General features: G+C 66.8%; 22 protein-coding genes. 3 read left to right on the top strand and 19 right to left on the bottom strand.

Features of this window, described 5'->3' with window-relative positions; all coding sequences use genetic code 11:
- Positions 1–27: 27 nt before the first annotated feature.
- From gpmA to IFT82_RS00910, 4 genes are read right to left on the bottom strand one after another with little or no spacing between them, the layout of a single operon-like run.
- Positions 28–714 (bottom strand): 2,3-diphosphoglycerate-dependent phosphoglycerate mutase, encoded by a 687-nt coding sequence (gpmA, locus tag IFT82_RS00925; RefSeq protein ID WP_192123493.1) that lies wholly within the window; start codon positions 712–714, stop codon positions 28–30.
- Between the two features lie 23 nt (positions 715–737).
- Positions 738–1,214 (bottom strand): GNAT family N-acetyltransferase, encoded by a 477-nt coding sequence (locus IFT82_RS00920; protein WP_244646320.1) that lies wholly within the window; start codon positions 1,212–1,214, stop codon positions 738–740.
- Positions 1,215–1,227: 13 nt separating this feature from the next.
- Positions 1,228–2,391, bottom strand: coding sequence for a M14 family metallopeptidase (locus tag IFT82_RS00915; RefSeq protein ID WP_192123491.1), 1,164 nt, complete (start codon positions 2,389–2,391; stop codon positions 1,228–1,230).
- On the bottom strand, positions 2,388–3,008 hold the full coding sequence (locus IFT82_RS00910) for a DUF4136 domain-containing protein (RefSeq protein ID WP_192123489.1): 621 nt from the start codon (positions 3,006–3,008) through the stop codon (positions 2,388–2,390). The genes IFT82_RS00915 and IFT82_RS00910 overlap by 4 nt, the downstream gene beginning before the upstream one ends.
- 123 nt (positions 3,009–3,131) lie before the next feature.
- Here IFT82_RS00910 and ykgO point away from each other — a divergent pair, with 123 nt between their 5' ends.
- Together ykgO and IFT82_RS00900 are read left to right on the top strand one after the other, a co-directional pair.
- Entirely contained in the window at positions 3,132–3,257 is a 126-nt protein-coding gene (gene ykgO / locus IFT82_RS00905) for a type B 50S ribosomal protein L36 (protein ID WP_003046794.1), read from the top strand.
- A 23-nt stretch (positions 3,258–3,280) separates the two neighbouring features.
- A complete protein-coding gene (locus tag IFT82_RS00900) occupies positions 3,281–3,886 on the top strand; it encodes an HAD family hydrolase (protein WP_192123487.1) in 606 nt (201 codons plus the stop codon).
- 9 nt (positions 3,887–3,895) lie between these two features.
- Here the strand turns inward: IFT82_RS00900 and IFT82_RS00895 are convergent, their stop codons facing one another.
- A complete protein-coding gene (locus tag IFT82_RS00895; RefSeq protein WP_192123485.1) occupies positions 3,896–4,489 on the bottom strand; it encodes a L,D-transpeptidase family protein in 594 nt (197 codons plus the stop codon).
- Between the two features lie 210 nt (positions 4,490–4,699).
- Here IFT82_RS00895 and IFT82_RS00890 point away from each other — a divergent pair, with 210 nt between their 5' ends.
- Positions 4,700–5,401: a murein L,D-transpeptidase catalytic domain family protein gene (locus tag IFT82_RS00890; RefSeq protein WP_192123483.1), complete on the top strand. Its 702-nt coding sequence runs from the start codon at positions 4,700–4,702 to the stop codon at positions 5,399–5,401.
- Between the two features lie 21 nt (positions 5,402–5,422).
- Here the strand turns inward: IFT82_RS00890 and mtnP are convergent, their stop codons facing one another.
- The 14 genes from mtnP to tsaB form a co-directional block, all read right to left on the bottom strand.
- The gene (gene mtnP / locus IFT82_RS00885) at positions 5,423–6,292 is read right to left on the bottom strand and encodes an S-methyl-5'-thioadenosine phosphorylase (protein ID WP_192123481.1); all 870 of its coding nucleotides are present in this window, start codon (positions 6,290–6,292) and stop codon (positions 5,423–5,425) included.
- A 64-nt stretch (positions 6,293–6,356) separates the two neighbouring features.
- Complete coding sequence (locus tag IFT82_RS00880) at positions 6,357–7,682, bottom strand: PQQ-dependent sugar dehydrogenase (protein WP_192123474.1); 1,326 nt, start codon at positions 7,680–7,682, stop codon at positions 6,357–6,359.
- A gap of 119 nt (positions 7,683–7,801) precedes the next feature.
- A complete protein-coding gene (gene katG / locus IFT82_RS00875; RefSeq protein WP_192123472.1) occupies positions 7,802–10,030 on the bottom strand; it encodes a catalase/peroxidase HPI in 2,229 nt (742 codons plus the stop codon).
- A gap of 215 nt (positions 10,031–10,245) precedes the next feature.
- Entirely contained in the window at positions 10,246–11,148 is a 903-nt protein-coding gene (locus IFT82_RS00870; protein WP_192123470.1) for a transporter associated domain-containing protein, read from the bottom strand.
- Complete coding sequence (ybeY, locus tag IFT82_RS00865; RefSeq protein WP_192123468.1) at positions 11,149–11,658, bottom strand: rRNA maturation RNase YbeY; 510 nt, start codon at positions 11,656–11,658, stop codon at positions 11,149–11,151.
- 9 nt (positions 11,659–11,667) lie between these two features.
- Entirely contained in the window at positions 11,668–12,066 is a 399-nt protein-coding gene (locus tag IFT82_RS00860; protein ID WP_192123460.1) for a type II toxin-antitoxin system VapC family toxin, read from the bottom strand.
- Entirely contained in the window at positions 12,063–12,332 is a 270-nt protein-coding gene (locus IFT82_RS00855; protein WP_192123457.1) for a type II toxin-antitoxin system VapB family antitoxin, read from the bottom strand. Before IFT82_RS00855 ends, IFT82_RS00860 begins: the two co-directional genes overlap by 4 nt.
- Before the next feature lie 25 nt (positions 12,333–12,357).
- Complete coding sequence (locus tag IFT82_RS00850; protein ID WP_192123455.1) at positions 12,358–13,368, bottom strand: PhoH family protein; 1,011 nt, start codon at positions 13,366–13,368, stop codon at positions 12,358–12,360.
- 99 nt (positions 13,369–13,467) lie between these two features.
- A complete protein-coding gene (locus IFT82_RS20685) occupies positions 13,468–14,151 on the bottom strand; it encodes a PEPxxWA-CTERM sorting domain-containing protein (protein WP_244646317.1) in 684 nt (227 codons plus the stop codon).
- A gap of 57 nt (positions 14,152–14,208) precedes the next feature.
- A complete protein-coding gene (gene miaB / locus IFT82_RS00840; RefSeq protein WP_192123453.1) occupies positions 14,209–15,540 on the bottom strand; it encodes a tRNA (N6-isopentenyl adenosine(37)-C2)-methylthiotransferase MiaB in 1,332 nt (443 codons plus the stop codon).
- A gap of 71 nt (positions 15,541–15,611) precedes the next feature.
- Entirely contained in the window at positions 15,612–16,331 is a 720-nt protein-coding gene (locus tag IFT82_RS00835) for a 1-acyl-sn-glycerol-3-phosphate acyltransferase (protein WP_192123451.1), read from the bottom strand.
- 6 nt (positions 16,332–16,337) lie between these two features.
- Positions 16,338–16,760 carry a Fur family transcriptional regulator gene (locus tag IFT82_RS00830; protein ID WP_192123449.1) on the bottom strand — a complete coding sequence of 141 codons (423 nt, stop codon included), beginning with the start codon at positions 16,758–16,760 and terminating at the stop codon, positions 16,338–16,340.
- 79 nt (positions 16,761–16,839) lie between these two features.
- A complete protein-coding gene (locus tag IFT82_RS00825) occupies positions 16,840–17,316 on the bottom strand; it encodes a GNAT family N-acetyltransferase (RefSeq protein ID WP_192123447.1) in 477 nt (158 codons plus the stop codon).
- The gene (gene tsaB / locus IFT82_RS00820) at positions 17,316–17,927 is read right to left on the bottom strand and encodes a tRNA (adenosine(37)-N6)-threonylcarbamoyltransferase complex dimerization subunit type 1 TsaB (protein WP_192123445.1); all 612 of its coding nucleotides are present in this window, start codon (positions 17,925–17,927) and stop codon (positions 17,316–17,318) included. Before tsaB ends, IFT82_RS00825 begins: the two co-directional genes overlap by 1 nt.
- Positions 17,928–17,937: the final 10 nt, after the last annotated feature.

The raw sequence follows: 17,937 nt of genomic DNA, 5'->3' as shown, positions 1-17,937 counted from the left end.
TGGAAAACAGGTAACCTGATCGGCCGATCAACGCTCGCTGAGATAATAGCGGTCGGTCGGGGTCAGGTCATTGTCCAGTTCGTAGACGATCGGCTGGCCGGTGGGGATTTCCAGCCCGGTGATCTCGTCGTCGGGGATGTTCGACAGGTGCTTCACCAGCGCGCGCAGCGAATTGCCGTGAGCGGAGATCAGCACGCGCTGCCCGTCGCGCAGCGCCGGGGCGATGCGATCGTCCCAATAGGGCAGGACGCGGGCGATCGTGTCCTTCAGGCTTTCGGTCTGCGGGATGGGGATGCCCGCATAGCGACGGTCGTTCGACAGGTCGAACGCGCCGCCCGGCTCGCCCAGCGGCGGCGGCACGTCGAAGCTGCGGCGCCAGATCTTCACCTGCGCCTCACCGTGCTTGGCCACCGTCTCCGCCTTGTCGAGGCCGGTGAGGCCACCGTAATGGCGTTCGTTCAGCCGCCAGTGCTTCTCGGTCGGCAGCCAGAGGCGGCCCATCGCTTCCAGCGCGATGTTCAGCGTCTTGATCGCGCGCAGCTGGAGGCTGGTGAAGGTCTGGTCGAAATCGAGGCCCTTCGCCGCCATCAATTCGCCCGCCGCCTTCGCCTCGCGCGCGCCCTGCTCGGTCACGTCGACATCCCACCAGCCGGTGAAGCGGTTTTCCAGATTCCAGCTGGACTGGCCGTGACGGATGAGGACGAGCTGAGGCATACGGTTTCCTTCGAGCGGGAGCGTCATGAACCGCCTTGGAGCGGCAGCGTCATGAACTGGTTGTGCGGGCTGGGCTGATAGTCGGCAAAGGGCGGACAGTCCATGAAGCCGGCGCTGCGATACAGCGCGACCGCCGGTGCGTGCAGCGCCGCCGTGCCGGTTTCGAGACAGAGGCGGCGATACCCCCGCGACCGGGCGACGGCGACGACATGCGCCAGCAGCGCGCGGCCCACGCCGGTGCCCCGCGCGGCAGGTGCCGCGCGCATCGATTTCAGTTCCGCGGCCTCGTCGTCCAGCCGCTTCAGCGCCGCGAAGCCGACCAGCCCATCGCCCCGCCACGCCGTCCAGAAGGAGACGCCAGGGGCCGACAATCCGTTCGCATCGAGCGCGAAGGCGAAGTCGCGCATGTGACCGCGCACTTCGGCCAGATGGTAGGCCAGCAAATCCGCGACATGCGCCGCGCCGGGATCGTCGGGCCGGATGACGAGGTGGTCGGTCATATGGGGCCGTCGGTCATATCTCGTCGATCATGCCGGCCAGCGTCTCCAGCATCGCATGGGCCAGCTTCTTCGACCGTTCGCCGTTCCAACCGAATTCCGGATCGGCATTGGGGTCGTGATCCTTGAACGGCATCTCCAGCGTCATCGACACCGCGCCGAACCGCTCGGCAAGCTGGTTGGTCGACATCGACAGGTTGGCGGTGCCCGGCGCCGATCGGGGATAGCCCTGCTCGGTCTGGAAATCGGGGGTATGCGCCGCAAGCCGGCGGCCGAATTCGTAGAATTTCCCGCCATGTTCGTCGGTCCAGGACGGGATGCCCTCGAACCCGGCGATGAAGTTCGCGGGGATCGCCTCGTCGCCATGGATGTCCATCGCCACGTCGACGCCGGTCGCATCCATCATGGCGCGCACGCCCAGTACCTCGGGACTGCGTTCGGGCGAGGGGGCATGCCATTCGCGGTTCAGGTTCACGCCCGCCGCATTGGTGCGCAGATGGCCGCGCCGGGTGCCGTCCGGGTTCATGTTGGGCACGACGTGGAAGGTGGCCTTCGCCAGCAGATCGCGCGTCACCGGATCGGCGGGATCGGTCAGCCGTTCCAGCGCGCCTTCCATCCACCATTCGGTCATCGATTCGCCGGGATGCTGGCGACCATAGAGCCACACCTGCTTGCGACCGGTGCCGATCCGCAGGTAATCGATCGCCTGCCCGTCAAGGCTCTGCCCCAGTTCGCGGTGCGACACGCCCGGCGCCTGTGCGATCCGGGCGACCAGCGCCTCGTGCTGCTCCATCGTATAGGGCTGAAAATAGGCGAACCACGCCAGCGGCGCCTGCGCGGTCCATCTCCATTCCAGCACCCCGTCGGCATAGCCGGTGTCGAGCATTCGCCATGCCGTCCGGTCGGTCGACCCACGCACCTTGTAACCGGGCCAGCCGAACGGATAGGCCGACCTGCCCGCGTTCAGGATACGGAACACCACCGTCCGCCCCACCGCGACGCCGGCGAGGCGGAAATAGAACCACTGGAAGAAATCCGAGTCGCGATCCGTGGCAATCGACAGGTCGATCCGGGTTTCCGGGCCGCTGTCGTCGATCGAGACAACCTGGATGTTGCCGCCGTCAAAGGCGGCATTGATGGTGGGGACGGGCAGCGCGGGGGCTGAGGTGGTGAGCGTCATTTCACCTCGATAGTGCGCCCCGACTCTCCCGGAAACCCCGTGAACAGCGCGGTCGCCAGCTTTCCGGCCATCATCCCCGCATCGCCGTCCGGCTTGCGCGGGTCGCTGATCGCCTGTGCGCGCCCCTCCCAGACCGGGGACTGGTCGAGTCGGCGCTTGATCGTCACCACCAGTTCGGTCGCGACCAGTTCCCGCGCGCCGCCACCGCCGATCGGGAAGCCGATGCCGCCGCCCAGACCGACGCCGCCACCACGCCCGCCGCCGAACGATCCGCCGCCCAGCCCGACCGTGACCGGCGACTGGCGCGGCGGCCCCAGCCGGTTGGCGCGGTTGAACCCGACAGTCGCCACCAGCAGCGGCTGCGCACCCGGCGCTGGCAGGGTATAGCCGTTGCGCAGCAATTGCGTCTCGACTGCGGCGGCATAGGTCTTGAACTCGATGCTGGCGGTGCCGGCGGTCAGCGGCTCGACGCGGATCGTACCGCGATCGAGCGGGGCGCCCAGATGGTAGCGGATCACCTCGGTCGGGGGCAGCGCGCCGCCCGTGGCGCAACCGGACAGCGCGAGGCCGGCGGCGAGAAGGGCGGGGGTAAGCAGGGCGGTCGGGCGGATGGACATCGATACCTCATGAACGTTGCGAAGGCGGAACGCACGGAACCGGTGGTCCGTTGCTTGACTTGAGCGCCTGCGAACACTAGGTGCCAGCACTTTCCGAACCATTCCAACAGAAGCGCGCAACCCATGAAGATCCGCAATTCGCTGAAGTCGCTCAAGGACCGTCACCGCGATAACCGCGTGATCCGTCGTCGCGGGCGCACCTATGTCATCAACAAGACGAACCGCCGGTTCAAGGCACGCCAGGGCTGATCCGCCCGGCCCCGGCCACCCGCATGTCGGCGATCATCTTCGACATCGGCCGGGTTCTCTACGACTGGGACCCACGGTTCCTGTACGAGCGTCTCATCCCCAGGGGTGAGGCGCTTGAGTCGTTCCTGCGCGATGTGGTCACTGTGGACTGGCATTTCCAGCATGATGCCGGGCGCGATTTCGCCGATACCTCGGCGGAACTCACCGCGTTGCATCCGCATCATGCCGATCTGATCGCCGCTTGGGGGCCACGGTTCGCGGAAAGCATTCCCGGCCCGATCCCCGGCATGCACGATCTGGTCGCGCGGCTGGATGCCGCCGGCGTGCCGCTGTTCGCGATCACCAACTTCAGCCACGAATTCTTCCCGCCGTTCCGGGCGACGGAGGCGGCGCTGTTCGACCGGTTCCGCGGTATCGTCGTGTCGGGCGAGGAGAAGCTGGTGAAGCCCGATGCCGCGATCTATCGGCTGGCGCTGGACCGTTTCGGCCTGCCGGCCAAGGGAACGGTATTCATCGACGACAATGCCGCCAACGTGGCCGGGGCCGATGCGATGGGGATGACCGGCATCCTGTTCACCGGCATCGACGATCTCGTGCCCCGACTGCGCGCATTGGGATTTCCGGCCTGATCGACCCGTTCAGGGCAGAACCGCCAGTTGTTCGGCATTGGCGCGCATCACTTCGGTCACCAGCATATTGCGATCCAGGGTGCTGCCTTCGACGAAGTCGTCGGTGATGACCACGGTGGTGCCGACATCGGTGATCGCGAACAGTTTTTTGGCGAATTCGGTCGGCAGACGGATACAGCCATGCGAATCGGGGAAGCCGGGATTGCGCCCGGCATGGAGCGCGATGCCATCCCAGGTCAGCCGCTGCATGAAGGGCATCGGCGCGTCGTTATACAGATTCGACCGATGCTTCTCGTTCTTCTGCAGGATGGGATAGATGCCGACCGGCGTCGGGTTTTCGTCCTTGCCCGTCGACACGCTGGATGCGGCGACCAGCGTGTCGCCGCGATAGACGAAGGCGCGCTGCAACGGGATACTGACCACGACGGTGACCGGGCTCATTACCGGATCGACCAGACTGGCATCGGACCAGACGAAGCGGTTGGGTGCCAGCGTCGCCGCGGCGGTTTCCAACGCCATCGTCGCGTCATTGGCATCGCTTGCCTGGGCCGGGGTGGTCAAAACCAGGGTCGCCATGGCGGCGAGAGAGAGAATGCGATTCATCGCAACTTGATCCTTGTTACGCTTTCACTGTCTTGACTTGCCTAACGCATTGTGCAGCATTTCGTGCCATGGTCGGCGCCGGGCGAATGGTGTATTCGCTGCGGCAGGGCGAGCCCGGTTCGGGAACAATCAGGCCGCAACGGGGCGGAATCACCGACATTCCATGCTATTAAGCATGTCATAGGGGCCCACGATATTTTCGGGTAATCGATGCACGATCATGATGCCGCGCGCACGCGCCGCGCCTTTTTATCCAATGGCCTGATCCTGGCGGGATCGCTGGCCGTACCGGGGGCCGTCGCCTCCGCCATCCGTCCCGCCGCCGGGCGCGACAGCGAAACCGCCGCCGCCAACCGTGCCTCCGCACAGCGGATGCCGGCCAGCCCGGTCGTGTCGTCGCGCGTCGTGCGCCCCGAACTGCTGCGCCGCGCCATCGCCTCGCTCGATCGTCACGGCGCGCACATCCGCAAGCGTGACCGGATCGCGATCGCCGACTTCACCGCCGGATCGTCGCAGCCGCGCTTCCACTTCGTCGATTTGGCCAGCGGGCGCAGCGAATCGCTGCTGGTGTCGCACGGCAGCGGTTCCGATCCCTCGCACACGGGCTATGTTCGCCGCTTTTCCAACGATTTCGGCTCCAACGCATCATGCGAGGGGGCGTTCGTCACCGCCGATTATTATGTCGGCAAGCATGGCCGGTCGCAGCGGTTGCAGGGGCTGGACCCGACCAACAACAACGCGCTCGGTCGCGCGATCGTGATCCATTCCGCGTGGTACGCCAATCCGGATATGATCCGCACGCATGGAATGCTGGGGCGCAGCCAGGGCTGTTTTGCGGTCGGCGAGGGCGATCTGGATCAGGTCTTCGCGCGGCTTGGCCCCGACCGGCTGTTGTTCGCCGCCAAGGTCTGACGCCCGGATCGGGGGCGGAGATCAGGCGGCGGTCGCCCGCCGCACGATCGGGGCCAGTTGCGCCAGCATCGCCTGATCGCGATGGGCGGGGGCGGTGATGATCGCCTGATCCAGCACCGTATCGATCGGTGACGGCGCACGGGTCGCGGGCAGCATGTCGGCCAGTCGCGCGATCGCGGCCTTTGCCAGCGTGCCGTTGGCGCCGACGCGGGCGAGCACCTCCGCCACCTCGACATGCGCGGTATCGGGTCGCCAGCAATCGTAATCGGTGACCATGCCGAGCAGCGCGTAGGGCAGCTCCGCCTCTCGCGCCAGTTTCGCCTCCGGCATCGCGGTCATCCCGATCACGTCGGCACCCCATGTGCGGTACAACAGGCTTTCGGCGCGGGTGGAGAATTGCGGCCCCTCCATCGCCAGATAGGTGCCACCCCGCGTCACCCCGGCCCCCGCCGCCGCGGCGGCATCGGCGACCAGTGCCGACAGTCGCGGACAGACCGGTTCGGCCATCGAGACATGCGCGACAAGCCCGGGGCCGAAGAAGCTCGACGCCCGGTGGACGGTGCGGTCGATGAAATCGTCGACCACCACGAACCGGCCGGGCGCCAGTTCCTCCCGCAACGATCCGATCGACGAGATCGCCAGCAGGTCGGTACAGCCCGCCGCCTTCAGCGCATGGATATTGGCACGGGCATTGATCGCGGCCGGCGGCAGGCGATGGCCCCGCCCGTGACGCGGCAGGAAGACGAAGCCAACCGGCCCGATCCGCCCGCGCAGCAGCCGGTCGGACGGTGGCCCCCACGGCGTGTCGAGATCGAGCCATTCGGCATCCGTCAGCCCCTCCATCCCGTACAGACCGGAGCCGCCGATGATACCGATCGTCCACTGAGTCATGCCGGGCATCTCCATGGGTGCCCGGTAGACAAGGGCCGGACCGTCGAGGGGAAGCGGAGGAACGTCAGCGTGCCGCCGTCACCCGCCAGATACGGTTGCCGACATCGTCCGCCACCAGCAGCGCCCCGGCGCGGTCGATCGTCACGCCGACCGGGCGGCCACGGGCATCGCCCTCCGCATCGAGGAAGCCGGTCAGCACGTCGATCGGCTTCGCGCCCTTCACAGGGTAGCCGGTGGCGGTGAACGGCACCCAGGCCACCTTGTATCCCGACACCGGCTTGCGGTTCCACGAGCCATGCTCGCCGACGAACGCGCCCTGCGTCCACCGGTCGCCCAGCTTCGCATCCTGCGCGAAGGTCAGGCCCAATGCCGCGACATGTGGCCCCAGCGCGTAATCGGGACGCTTGGAATATTGCTGCATCTCCGGCCGCTTCGGCTCAACCCGGTCATCGGGGTAACCGCCCCAATAATACCAGGGCCAGCCGAAATGATCGCCGAATTCGACCTGCGTCAGGTAATCGGGGGCGAGATCGGAGCCGAGCATGTCGCGCTCGTTCACCACCGTCCACAGATTGCCGTTCTTTGGGTTCAGCGCCATGCCGACCGGGTTGCGCAGGCCGGCGGCATAGATGCGCCAGTTCTTGTCGGGCCATACCTGCAGGATGTTGGCGCGGTATTTCTCCGCCTCCATGCCACCCTCTGCGATGTTGCTCGCGGAGCCGACGCTGACGAACAGCGTCTTGCCGTCCGCCGCCGGAATGACGTTGCGCGCCCAATGGTTGCCGCCGCCGTTCAGCTTCACGATCAGTTCGGGCTTCGCAGTGATGTTGGTCGCCCCCTCGGTATAGGGCACGCGCACCAGCGCATCGGTGTTGGCGATGTAGAGCTGCCCGTCCATCAGCGCCATGCCGAACGGCGAGTTCAGCCCCGACATGAACACCGACCGGGTTTCCGCCACCCCGTCGCCATCGACATCGCGCAACAACGTGATTCGATTGGCGGAGGGGACGCCCGCCCCCGCCTTGCCCATCAGCAGGCCCATCACCCAGCCCTGGATGCCACCGCCCTTGCGCGGCGGGCTGTTGGTTTCGGCGACCAGCACATCGCCATTGGGCAGCACGTACAGCCAGCGCGGATGATCCAGCCCCGCCGCGAAGGCTCCGACGCGCAGGCCGGCGGCGGCGGTCGGCGTGGTGCCGGCGGGCCAGCCGACCACATCGGCGACCTTGACGGTGGGGATGGTCTGCACGCGGGGCGTGGAAATATTCGGTCGGTCGCCCTGCACGGCGGCGATCGGCAGCGTCGCCGTGTCCGGCCACGCGATATAGGCGACGATCGCGCCCCCGACGACGATGACGAGCGCAAGGATGCGCAGGACGTGTTTCAGCATGGCCGATATCTAGGCGGCATGCGCGGGCGCGGCAATGCCGGGAAGGAAAGACGCGCGGCAAACGAAAGGGGCGCCGGCATGGCTGCCGACGCCCCTTCGTCTCTTGCCAGTCGAACCACTCAGTCGAGCAGGTCGTAGCGGTCCGCGTTCATCACCTTGGTCCACGCCGTCACGAAATCCGCAACGAACGTCGGCCCGGCATCGGCACAGGCGTAGACTTCCGCCAGCGCGCGGAGTTGCGAGTTGGAGCCGAACACCAGATCGGTGCGCGACGCGGTCCACCGGTGATCGTGGGTGCCGCGCGTGGTGCCGACATATTCCTGATCGCTTTCCTCGCTCACCTGCTTCCACGCGGTGTTCATGTCGAGCAGGTTGACGAAGAAGTCGGTGGTCAGCTGGCCCGGCCGGTCGGTGAACACCCCGTGCGCCTTCGCGCTCGAATGGTTCGCGCCCAGCACGCGCAGGCCGCCGATCAGCGCCGTCATCTCCGGCGCGGAAAGGCCGAGCAACTGCGCCTTGTCGACCATCAACTCCTCGGTCGGCACGGTGAAGCGCGTCTGGAGATAGTTGCGGAACGCATCGGCCTTGGGCTCGAGCACCTTGAAGCTCTCGGCGTCGGTCTGTTCCTCGGTCGCGTCGGTGCGACCGGGAGTGAAGGGCACCTCGATCTCATGACCGGCCGCCTTCGCCGCCGCCTCGATCCCGACCGAGCCGCCCAGCACGATCAGGTCCGCGACCGACACGCGCTTGGCGCCCTCGCTCGGGTCCTTGGCATCGAATTCCGCCTTGATCCCCTCATACACCGCCAGGACGCGGGCGAGCTGTTCGGGCTCGTTGACGTCCCAGTCCTTCTGCGGTGCGAAGCGGATGCGCGCACCGTTGGCGCCGCCGCGATGGTCCGACCGGCGCCAGGTCGATGCCGATGCCCATGCGGTGCTGACCAGTTCGGCGATTTCCAGACCGGAATTGGCAATCGCCTTCTTCAGGTCGGCGACGTCGAAGCTGTCGATCGGCTTGTAATCCGCCTTGGGGATCGGATCCTGCCAGATCAGGTCCTCGGTCGGCACTTCCGGGCCGAGGTAACGCTGCTTCGGTCCCATGTCGCGGTGGGTCAGCTTGAACCACGCCCGCGCCCAGGCATCGGCGAAATACGCCGGGTCAGCCCGGAATTTCTCCATCACCGCGCGGTAGGCGGGGTCGACCTTCAGCGCCATGTCGGCGGAGGTCATCATCGTCGGCACGCGCTTGTCGGGCGAATGCGCGCCGGGGGCCAGCGTCTCCGCGGGGTTGCCGACCGGCTGATACTGATGCGCGCCGGCGGGGCTGCGGACCAGTTCGTACTCATGGTCGAGCAGCATGTCGAAATAGGTCATGTCCCACGTGATCGGCGTGGGCGTCCATGCGCCCTCGATCCCGCTGGTGATCGTATCGTCGCCCATCCCGGTGCCGTGAGTCGACGTCCAGCCAAGGCCCTGCGACGCGATGTCCGACCCCTCAGGCTCCTTGCCGACCTTGGACGCATCGCCGTTGCCGTGCGCCTTGCCGAAGGTGTGGCCGCCCGCGGTCAGCGCTGCGGTCTCCACGTCGTCCATGCCCATGCGGCCGAACGTCTCGCGCATGTCGCGCGCCGATCCCATCGGGTTGGGGCAACCGCCGGGGCCTTCGGGGTTCACGTAGATCAGGCCGTGCTGGATCGCCGCGAGCGGCTCCTCCAACGCCATGCCGGCTTCCTCGTCGATCCGGGTCTGGCCGAGCCATTCCTCCTCAGTGCCCCAGTAGATGTCCTTCAGCGGCTCGAACACGTCGGCACGCCCGCCGGAGAAGCCGAAGGTGGGGCCACCCATCGATTCGATCGCGACGTTACCGGTCAGGATGAACAGGTCCGCCCAGCTGAGCGCGCGACCGTATTTCTGCTTGATCGGCCAGAGCAGGCGGCGTGCCTTGTCGAGATTGCCGTTGTCGGGCCACGAGTTGAGCGGTGCGAACCGTTGCGCGCCCGACGACGAACCGCCGCGCCCGTCACCGGTGCGATAGGTGCCGGCCGAATGCCACGCCATGCGGATGAAGAAGGGGCCGTAATGCCCGTAATCGGCCGGCCACCAGGGCTGACTGTCGGTCATCAGCGCCGTGATGTCGGCCTTCACCGCCGCGTAGTCGAGCGTCTTGAACGCGGCGCGGTAATCGAAATCGTCGCCCAGCGGGCTGACGGCCAGCCCCGGACCCTGCAGGATTTCCAGCGGCAGCGTATCAGGCCACCAATCGCGGGCGGTGCGGCCCAGCAGCGCACGCTTCGCGGCCGGCTGCTTGGCGGGATCATTGATCGGGCTGCCTTCGGTGATCGCATCCATCTTTCTCTCCTCGATCGCGCTATCGTGTGCTTCCAGCCAGATAAGGGATTCGAGCGTAAAACGGCAACGATTTAGCCTGATGGGTTTAAGTGGCTGACTCGATCAATAGCCTGACGGTCATTGCCTGTATCGATGATGCGTGCAGCAAAAACGACGATCCGATCGGTAGCGGGTCGGGATGAAGCCGCACTTGGGATGCGCCTTCATCCCGATGCTCAGTCTTCTTCGATGGCCAATGCCACGGGAGGATGCAGACGCAGGCGGTGGACGCGACGCTCGTCGGCGTCGGTGATCTCCAGCTTCCACCCCGATACGTGATCGACGCACTCCCCGACCGGCGGCACCCGCCCCGCCAGCACCGCCGCAAGGCCGCCGAGCGTATCGACATCCTCCTCGGTTTCACCCAGCCGTTCGTCGACGACCTGTGCCACCTGTTCCAGCGGCGCGCGGGCATCGGCATCCCAGCCGCCGCCATCGAGCGGGATCAGCAGCGCGGTGGGCGCGTCATCATGCTCGTCCTCGATATCGCCGGTGATCTCCTCGATCAGGTCCTCGATCGTCACCAGCCCCTCGGTGCCGGAATATTCGTCGAGCACCACCGCCAGATGCACCCGCTTCGATCGCATGTCGGCCAGCACGTCGAGCGCGCCGCGCGACATCGGCACATATAGCGGCTCGCGGATCAGGCCCGACAGGTCCTCCGGATGCGGCGCGTCGGTCGCCAGGATCGTGAACACGTCCTTGATGTGGACCATGCCGATGATCGTATCCAGTTTCTCGCGATAGACCGGCAGGCGGCTATGCCCAGCCTCCGCGAAGATCTGGACGAGGTGGGCGAAGGTCGTCTTCTCCTCCACCGCGACGATGTCCGCGCGCGGCACACCGACATCGCCGGCATCGCGCTCGCCGAAATGGAGCAGGTTGCGCACCATCTGCCGTTCCAGCTGGCTCAGGTCGCCCTTGGCATCAGGGGCGGGATCGCCCTCGTGCCGGTCGATCGCCTCTTCCAGCTGGTCGCGCAGGGATTCCTCGGCATCGTTGCCGAAGATCAGGGATTTCAGCCCCCGCCAGATGCTGTCGCTGTCGCCGCCCGCGGCGCTACTTCGGTCTTCGGACACTTATTCCTCGCGTATCAGATAAGGGTCGGCGATGCCGAGACCGTGCAGCGCCTGCCGCTCGATATCCTCCATCGCCTCCGCCTCGTCATCGGACATGTGGTCATAGCCTAGCAGGTGAAGCACGCCGTGCACCATCAAATGGGTGGCATGCGTCTCCACCGAAATTCCCCGCTCCGCCGCTTCCGCCACGCAGACACCATGTGCGAGCACGATATCGCCCAGCAACACCTCGCCATCGTCGGAATTCTGGCTGATCGTGTCGATCAGGTCGGGCTGCACCATCGGAAAGGACAGGACGTTGGTCGGCTTGTCCTTCTGGCGATATTGCCGGTTGAGCGCATGAACCTCCTCGTCCGAGGTCAGGCGCACGCTGACCTCGATCGTGGCGGGGGTGGTGAGCAGGGGGCCGTGCGGCGTCCGCTCGATCGCGGCGCGCGCAGCGCGATCGGCCAGTGCCTCCCAGTCGCCATCGGGCCAAGGGGATTCGCAGGAGAGTTCGATCTGGATCATGCCCGTGTCCTAGCCCAGGTCCGTGTGAATGAAATCGTCGCCCTTGTAGAGCAGGTGGGCGGCGTTGGTCTTGGCGCATGCATAGGCGAAACAGTCACCCATGTTGAGGCGGGCGGGGTGGCCGGTGCCCTTGCCGTAGCGTTGATGGGCGTCGATCGCGTGCCGGGTTGTAGCCTCGTCGATCGCAACCAGGTCGATGCCGACATCGATGCGTAGCGCTTCACAGAGCCGCAGCGCCTCGGGAATGTCATTCGATCCCACCTTGGCGACGGCGCGCACCGCCTCCCACATCGCCAGCGCACTGGTAAGCCGGGTGCGATGGACAGAGATCGTTTCAATCAGGGCAAAGGACTCCGGTTCGTCTTTGATGATCGCGACCAGCGCCGATGCGTCGATAAAGACGGTCAACCGTCTTCCTCGTCGTTCAACGAGTCATAGAACGCCTTGTCGATGACGACGGTCGGATCGAACTTCAGGGTCGAGGTGCGCCGCAGTTCCGCGATAACATCATGCAGCGATTGCTCAGGCTGATCCTTCGCCAATTCGTTCGTCAGCGCCAGTCGCACTGCCGCTGTCTTCGTCAGCTGACGCCGTTCAGCCAGTTCCTGGGCCAGCCGGCTGGTTTCCTCATCCTTGATATACAACGATGCCATGCCCGCCTCCGGTATATCCATAGCGTAAGTCGGTATATCCCAGCCGTCAACCGGTGCCGCCGACCCCTTCATACGCCTCGACGATCCGGCCGACGATCGGGTGCCGGACCACGTCGGCGGCGGTGAAGCGGCTCATCGCGATGCTCTCCACTCCCTCCAGCCGGCGGACCGCGTCGGCGAGGCCGGAGGCCGCGACGCCGCCGGGAAGGTCGACCTGATTGGGATCGCCGCAGATCACCATGCGGCTGTTCTGGCCGAACCGGGTCAGGAACATCTTCATCTGGGCGGGTGTGGTGTTCTGCGCCTCGTCGAGGATCACGAAGGCGTCCGCCAATGTCCGGCCGCGCATGAAGGCGATCGGCGCGACCTCGATCTCGCCGCTGGCGATCCGGCGTTCCACCTGTTCGGCGGGCAGGCAGTCGTACAGCGCGTCGTAGAGCGGGCGGAGATAGGGATCGACCTTCTCCTTCATGTCGCCGGGCAGGAAGCCGAGCTTCTCGCCCGCCTCCACCGCCGGGCGCGACAGGATCAGCCGTTGGACGCTGCCGGTAATGAGCTGCGCCACCGCCTGCGCGACCGCGATATAGGTCTTGCCGGTGCCCGCCGGCCCGAGGGCGAAGATCATGTCGTTCGCCACCAGTTCGCGCATGTAATGCGCCTGCGCCGGGGTGCGCGGCACGATCGTCTTCTTGCGGGTGCGGATCATGATGCCCGGGCCACCGCGACCCTGCGCCTCGGCGGAGACGATGCCGTCCAGCGTCGGTTCGTTCGCCATCGCGATCGCGGCATCGACCAGCCCGGTATCGATCTGTTCGCCGCGTTCGATCCGGCGGTACAGGTCGTGCAGCACGTCGCGTGCGATCGCGACCTGTTCGGCGGTCCCCTCCAGCCCGATGCGGTTGCCCCGCGCGGTGATGTAGACGCCAAGCCGGTTTTCCAGCGCGACCAGATTCTGGTCGTATTGCCCGAACAGTTGCGCCAGCGCCTGCGGCCTGTCGAACAGCACCTCGGCACGGGAACGTTCACCCGCCTGGGCGGGTACTGGCTTGCGACTCATGCGGTCCTTTCCGTTGGGTTACGACCCGAAAGGTGGCCACTCGCCCGGCGTTGCGCAAGCACCCGCCGCCGGGGCGACGGGTACGGGCGCAGGATTTCGTCAGGCGGCGGCGCGAACCGTCGCCGACCGGCGCGAGCGGCGGCGCAGCGCGACCCCGCCGAGCGACAGGCCGAGGAACATCGTCGCCCAAGTGGCAGGTTCCGGAACCGCGGCGACCATCGTGCCGCTGACGCGGAAATTGAAGTCGCAGTTCGTGGTGGTCGTGCAGTCGGCATAGGGAACGGCGGTGAAGTAGGCGGTGCCGCCGGCATAGGCATCGCCCGTCAACTGCACACCGGTAGATGTGTTCACCGTCGGCCCGATGCCCACCAGATTGCGGATGTTGGTGCTGCTCAGCGTCGCCGTATAGCGGCTGCCGATCGTCGCCGCGATGCTGGGCAGCAGGATGTCGACAAAGGTGAAGGTCCGCTGGGCAAGCGTCGACGAGACGACGAAGCTGGTGGTGTATAGAGAGGTGCCGGACAGGCCGTCGCCCGACAGGATGTTGAGCGTATAGGCGGAGTTGACGGCGGCCGCGTTCGCGCCGCGCGTGAACTGGAAGCCGATCGACGTCAGGCTGTTGTCGACCGCGGTGAAGCTCTGCCCGACCGTGTTGCCGAAGCTGCCGAGCGCCACCGCGCGCGCGCCGGATACCACTTCGAAGGTCGTGGCGGCGGCCGGCAGGCTGGTCAGCGACAGGGCAACGGCAACGGCGCCGAGCGCCAGCGTGCGAAACGTGGTCATGATCGATTTCTCCCTTTATCGACAATGCCTAGGCGATCGAGATGACCGATTAAAGACTCAGGCGGCCAGCAATCGCCGTGCCGTCCCTGACAGGGACACTGGCCCGGCGGCGGTCAGTTCCACCTCGACCAGATCGCCGATCGCGTGATCCCCCATCAGGTGGACCGATTGCAGCCAGGGCGATTTGCCGAGCATCTGGCCGGGCAGCTTGCCGGGCCGTTCGATCAGCACCGTGCAGGTCCGCCCGACGCTGGCGCGGTTGAATGCCTGCTGATCGCGGCCGAGCGCGGCCTGCAACGCCTGCAACCGTTCGTCCATCACCGCTTCCGGCACCTCGTCGTCCATGTCGGCGGCAGGGGTGCCGGGGCGGGGGCTATATTTGAACGAGAATGCCTGGGCATAGCCGACCGCGTCGACCAGGCTGAGCGTGTCGGCGAAATCGTCGGAAGTTTCCCGCGGGAAACCTACGATGAAATCGCCCGACAGCGCGATATCGGGTCGCGCCGCGCGCACCCGGTCGAGCAGGCGGAGATAATCGTCGCGGCCATGGCTGCGGTTCATCGCCTTCAGGATGCGGGTGGAGCCGGACTGCACCGGCAGGTGCAGGAACGGCATCAGGCTTTCGACATCGCCGTGCGCGTCGATCAGCCCCTGCGTCATGTCGTTGGGATGGCTGGTGGTATAGCGGATACGCGACAGCCCCGGTATCCGGTCCAGATCGCGGATCAGGTCGTGCAGGCCGCGCCGGTTGTGCTCCTCGGTACCGTCGGTCCAGGCGTTCACGTTCTGGCCGAGCAGCGTGATCTCCCGCGCGCCGGCATCGACCAGCGCGCGCGCCTCGTCGACGATCGCGGCGAACGGCCGGCTGATTTCCGCGCCGCGCGTATAGGGCACGACGCAATAAGTGCAGAACTTGTCGCACCCTTCCTGCACGGTCAGGAAGGCGGACGGGCCGACCCGGCGGCGCGCGGGCAGCCGGCCGAACTTGGACGCGAGCGGCATGTCGGTATCCAGCGCCGCCTCACCGGCGGCGGCCTGCGCGACGAGGCCGGGCAGGTTGTGATAGGCTTGTGGCCCGACCACCACATCCACCTTGGCGCGGGCGACGATCTCCGCGCCTTCCGCCTGCGCGACGCAGCCGGCGACCGCGATCATCGGATCGCGACCGACCTTGCGCGCATCCTTGCGGAGGCGGCCGATGTCCGAATAGACCTTCTCGGTCGCGCGTTCGCGGATGTGGCAGGTGTTGAGCACGACCAGATCGGCCTCGCCCGCCGCTGTCGCGGTCATTCCCTGCGCCGCCATCAGTTCCGCCATCCGCTCGCCGTCATAGACGTTCATCTGGCAGCCGAAGGATTTGACGTGGAAGGTCTTGGGTGGGGTCTTCATGACTGTGCCCGTAGCAAGATTCCCGTGGCGAGGGGAGGGGCGGCGGTGTCGGCGCCGCGTCTCCACGTGACCTATTCGCGGTCGCGCACCCATGCCGCCTCGATCTGCTGCTGCGCCGCCGCCGCGATCGCCTTGCGGCCAGCCGGCGCGATCGGCGGCAGGAAGCGGAGATGCGCGGTGAAGCCGCCGGGCCGCCGCAGGACGCGCAGCGCATGGGCCACTCCCGTCTCGCCGCCGGTCCACGCCAGTTCCTGCGTCGCCGCGCCGTAATCGATCGCTACCGGCTGCACCCGTACCCCCGGCGGCGCGGGATCAAGCGCGGCGAGCAGCGCGGACTTGAACGGGAGCAGCGTCATCCCGTCGCCCGTCGTGCCTTCGGGAAAGATCGCCACCGGGCGTGGGCCGATCGCGGCGCGCACCGCATTCACTTGCGCGCCTACCGCCATGCGTTCACCGCGCGCGACGAAGATCGTGTCGTTCAGCGCCGCCAGCCAGCCGACCAGCGGGGCGGCACGCAATTCGCCCTTGGCGACGAACACCGCATTGGCGAACCCGGCCAGCAACAGGATATCGATCCATGACAGATGATTGGCGAGGATCACCACGTCGCGGGGCAGGGGGGTGCCCATTGTCACCGGCCGCGCACCGACGATCCGCGCGCATGTGCCCAGAAAACGCCGGGGCCAGGGGGAGGGCCGCCGCGCCAGTCGCCAGAGCCCGTGGACCGGCAGCAACGTCAGCAGCAGGGCGGCCAGCGCGATCAGGCGGAGGCCGGCGCGGATCGCCCCCACGTGCGGTCAGTTCTTGCGGTCGAGGCTGACGCCGTAGAGTTCCATCCGGTGATCGACCAGCCGGAAGCCCAGCCGCTCGGCGATTGCCTTTTGCAGCTGTTCCAGTTCCGGATCGACGAATTCGAGCACACGACCGGTCTCGACATCGATCAGGTGATCGTGATGCGCCTCTGGCGAGGGTTCGTACCGGGCGCGGCCATCGCCGAAATCATGGCGATCGAGGATACCCGCCTCCTCGAACAGGCGGACGGTGCGATAGACGGTGGCAATCGAGATGCCCTTGTCGATCGCGGAGGCGCGTTCGTACACCTTTTCAACGTCGGGGTGATCCTCCGCCTCCGACAGGACGCGCGCGATAACCCGGCGCTGCTCGGTGATGCGCAGCCCTTTTTCGTGGCAGAGTGCTTCCAGATCGATATTGCGCGGCATGTCGTGAAATCCCTTCGATACCGTTCCTGTAGGCCGGAACGCTTGTTGCGAAAAGAGATACCGACTCGCAACAAGCCGATCAGGTTGATCCCAGCGCCAGCGAATAGGTGTGCGCGTCATATTGCCGGCCGTCGCGACCGCGATAATAGCCGCGCCGTTCGCCGACCTTGGCGAAACCGGTGGCGCGGTAAAGGTACAGCGCGTCGTTATCGGCGCGCACCTCCAGGTGCAGAATGGTGACGTCCTGCATCCGGCAATCCGCGACCACTGCGTCCATCAACGCCCGGCCGACGCCGGTGCGCCGGAACGGTGGCGCCACCGCGAGCAGCAGCAACTCCGCCTCACCCGCGATCGCGCGGGTCAGCGAGAAGCCGGCCGGCTCGTCATCGACCGTCGCCAGCAACAGCCGTACGCCCGGCATCGCCAATACGCCCAGACACTGGCTGCGCGTCCACGCCTCGCCGAAACGGGGATCGAATGCCGCCGCCATCAGCGCATCGACGATGCCGGCATCGCGGGCATCGCCCTGGCGCAGCGTGATCAGCCGGGTCGCCATCAGCCGGGCAGCTTCGCATCGGGCGCGCGGCCGTAGAGCGGGCGCGGGTCAAGGTCGGCCAGCAGCGTCGGCAGCAGCGGCAGGTCGCGCGCGTCGGGCAGCGCATCGGTCAGATTGTTCGCCATCCCGGCCAGCCGGCGCACGCCGCTGCCCACCGCCGGATGACCCGCCAGCGCCGCCGCCGCGGCGGCGGGGGGCAGCGAAACCACCTCGCCAAGCGGGGTCAGGGCGGCATCGAACATCTGCATGAAGACCTCGCCATGACCGGCTTCGAGCAGCGCAGCGATTCGCGGCGACGGTCGGCGGGCAAGTGCGGCGGCGGCGACCAGCGCCAGCGACGAGAAACCTCGCACCTCGCTGCCCCAGCCCAGCGCCAGTCCGCGTGCCGCGGCGATACCGACGCGTACACCGGTGAAGCTGCCCGGTCCCACATCGACCAGGATGCGCGGGGCGCGGCCGCCACCCGACAGTTCGGCGATCATCGGCACCAGCCGTTCGGCATGGCCCCGTCCGATCTCCTCGTATCGTGCCTCGATCACCTGCCCGCCAGCAAGCAATGCGACCGAACAGGCGGCGGTGGCGGTCTCGATGACCAGCGTGTCGGCCTGCACGGCGCTTCCT

Source organism: Sphingomonas sp. CFBP 8760, from assembly GCF_014841615.1.
GTDB lineage: Bacteria > Pseudomonadota > Alphaproteobacteria > Sphingomonadales > Sphingomonadaceae > Sphingomonas.
This window is presented reverse-complemented; position numbering and strand designations above follow the sequence as displayed.

Coding starts and splice junctions, on each gene's coding strand:
- IFT82_RS00895 (WP_192123485.1), bottom strand. CDS start 4,489: ATGAATCGCATTCTCTCTCTCGCCGCCATGGCGACCCTGGTTTTGACC.
- IFT82_RS00855 (WP_192123457.1), bottom strand. CDS start 12,332: ATGGATATACCGGAGGCGGGCATGGCATCGTTGTATATCAAGGATGAG.
- IFT82_RS00880 (WP_192123474.1), bottom strand. CDS start 7,682: ATGCTGAAACACGTCCTGCGCATCCTTGCGCTCGTCATCGTCGTCGGG.
- mtnP (WP_192123481.1), bottom strand. CDS start 6,292: ATGACTCAGTGGACGATCGGTATCATCGGCGGCTCCGGTCTGTACGGG.
- ybeY (WP_192123468.1), bottom strand. CDS start 11,658: ATGATCCAGATCGAACTCTCCTGCGAATCCCCTTGGCCCGATGGCGAC.
- IFT82_RS00920 (WP_244646320.1), bottom strand. CDS start 1,214: ATGACCGACCACCTCGTCATCCGGCCCGACGATCCCGGCGCGGCGCAT.
- miaB (WP_192123453.1), bottom strand. CDS start 15,540: ATGAAGACCCCACCCAAGACCTTCCACGTCAAATCCTTCGGCTGCCAG.
- katG (WP_192123472.1), bottom strand. CDS start 10,030: ATGGATGCGATCACCGAAGGCAGCCCGATCAATGATCCCGCCAAGCAG.
- ykgO (WP_003046794.1), top strand. CDS start 3,132: ATGAAGATCCGCAATTCGCTGAAGTCGCTCAAGGACCGTCACCGCGAT.
- IFT82_RS00900 (WP_192123487.1), top strand. CDS start 3,281: ATGTCGGCGATCATCTTCGACATCGGCCGGGTTCTCTACGACTGGGAC.
- IFT82_RS20685 (WP_244646317.1), bottom strand. CDS start 14,151: ATGACCACGTTTCGCACGCTGGCGCTCGGCGCCGTTGCCGTTGCCCTG.
- IFT82_RS00915 (WP_192123491.1), bottom strand. CDS start 2,391: ATGACGCTCACCACCTCAGCCCCCGCGCTGCCCGTCCCCACCATCAAT.
- IFT82_RS00825 (WP_192123447.1), bottom strand. CDS start 17,316: ATGGCGACCCGGCTGATCACGCTGCGCCAGGGCGATGCCCGCGATGCC.
- IFT82_RS00910 (WP_192123489.1), bottom strand. CDS start 3,008: ATGTCCATCCGCCCGACCGCCCTGCTTACCCCCGCCCTTCTCGCCGCC.
- IFT82_RS00850 (WP_192123455.1), bottom strand. CDS start 13,368: ATGAGTCGCAAGCCAGTACCCGCCCAGGCGGGTGAACGTTCCCGTGCC.
- IFT82_RS00890 (WP_192123483.1), top strand. CDS start 4,700: ATGCACGATCATGATGCCGCGCGCACGCGCCGCGCCTTTTTATCCAAT.
- gpmA (WP_192123493.1), bottom strand. CDS start 714: ATGCCTCAGCTCGTCCTCATCCGTCACGGCCAGTCCAGCTGGAATCTG.
- IFT82_RS00830 (WP_192123449.1), bottom strand. CDS start 16,760: ATGCCGCGCAATATCGATCTGGAAGCACTCTGCCACGAAAAAGGGCTG.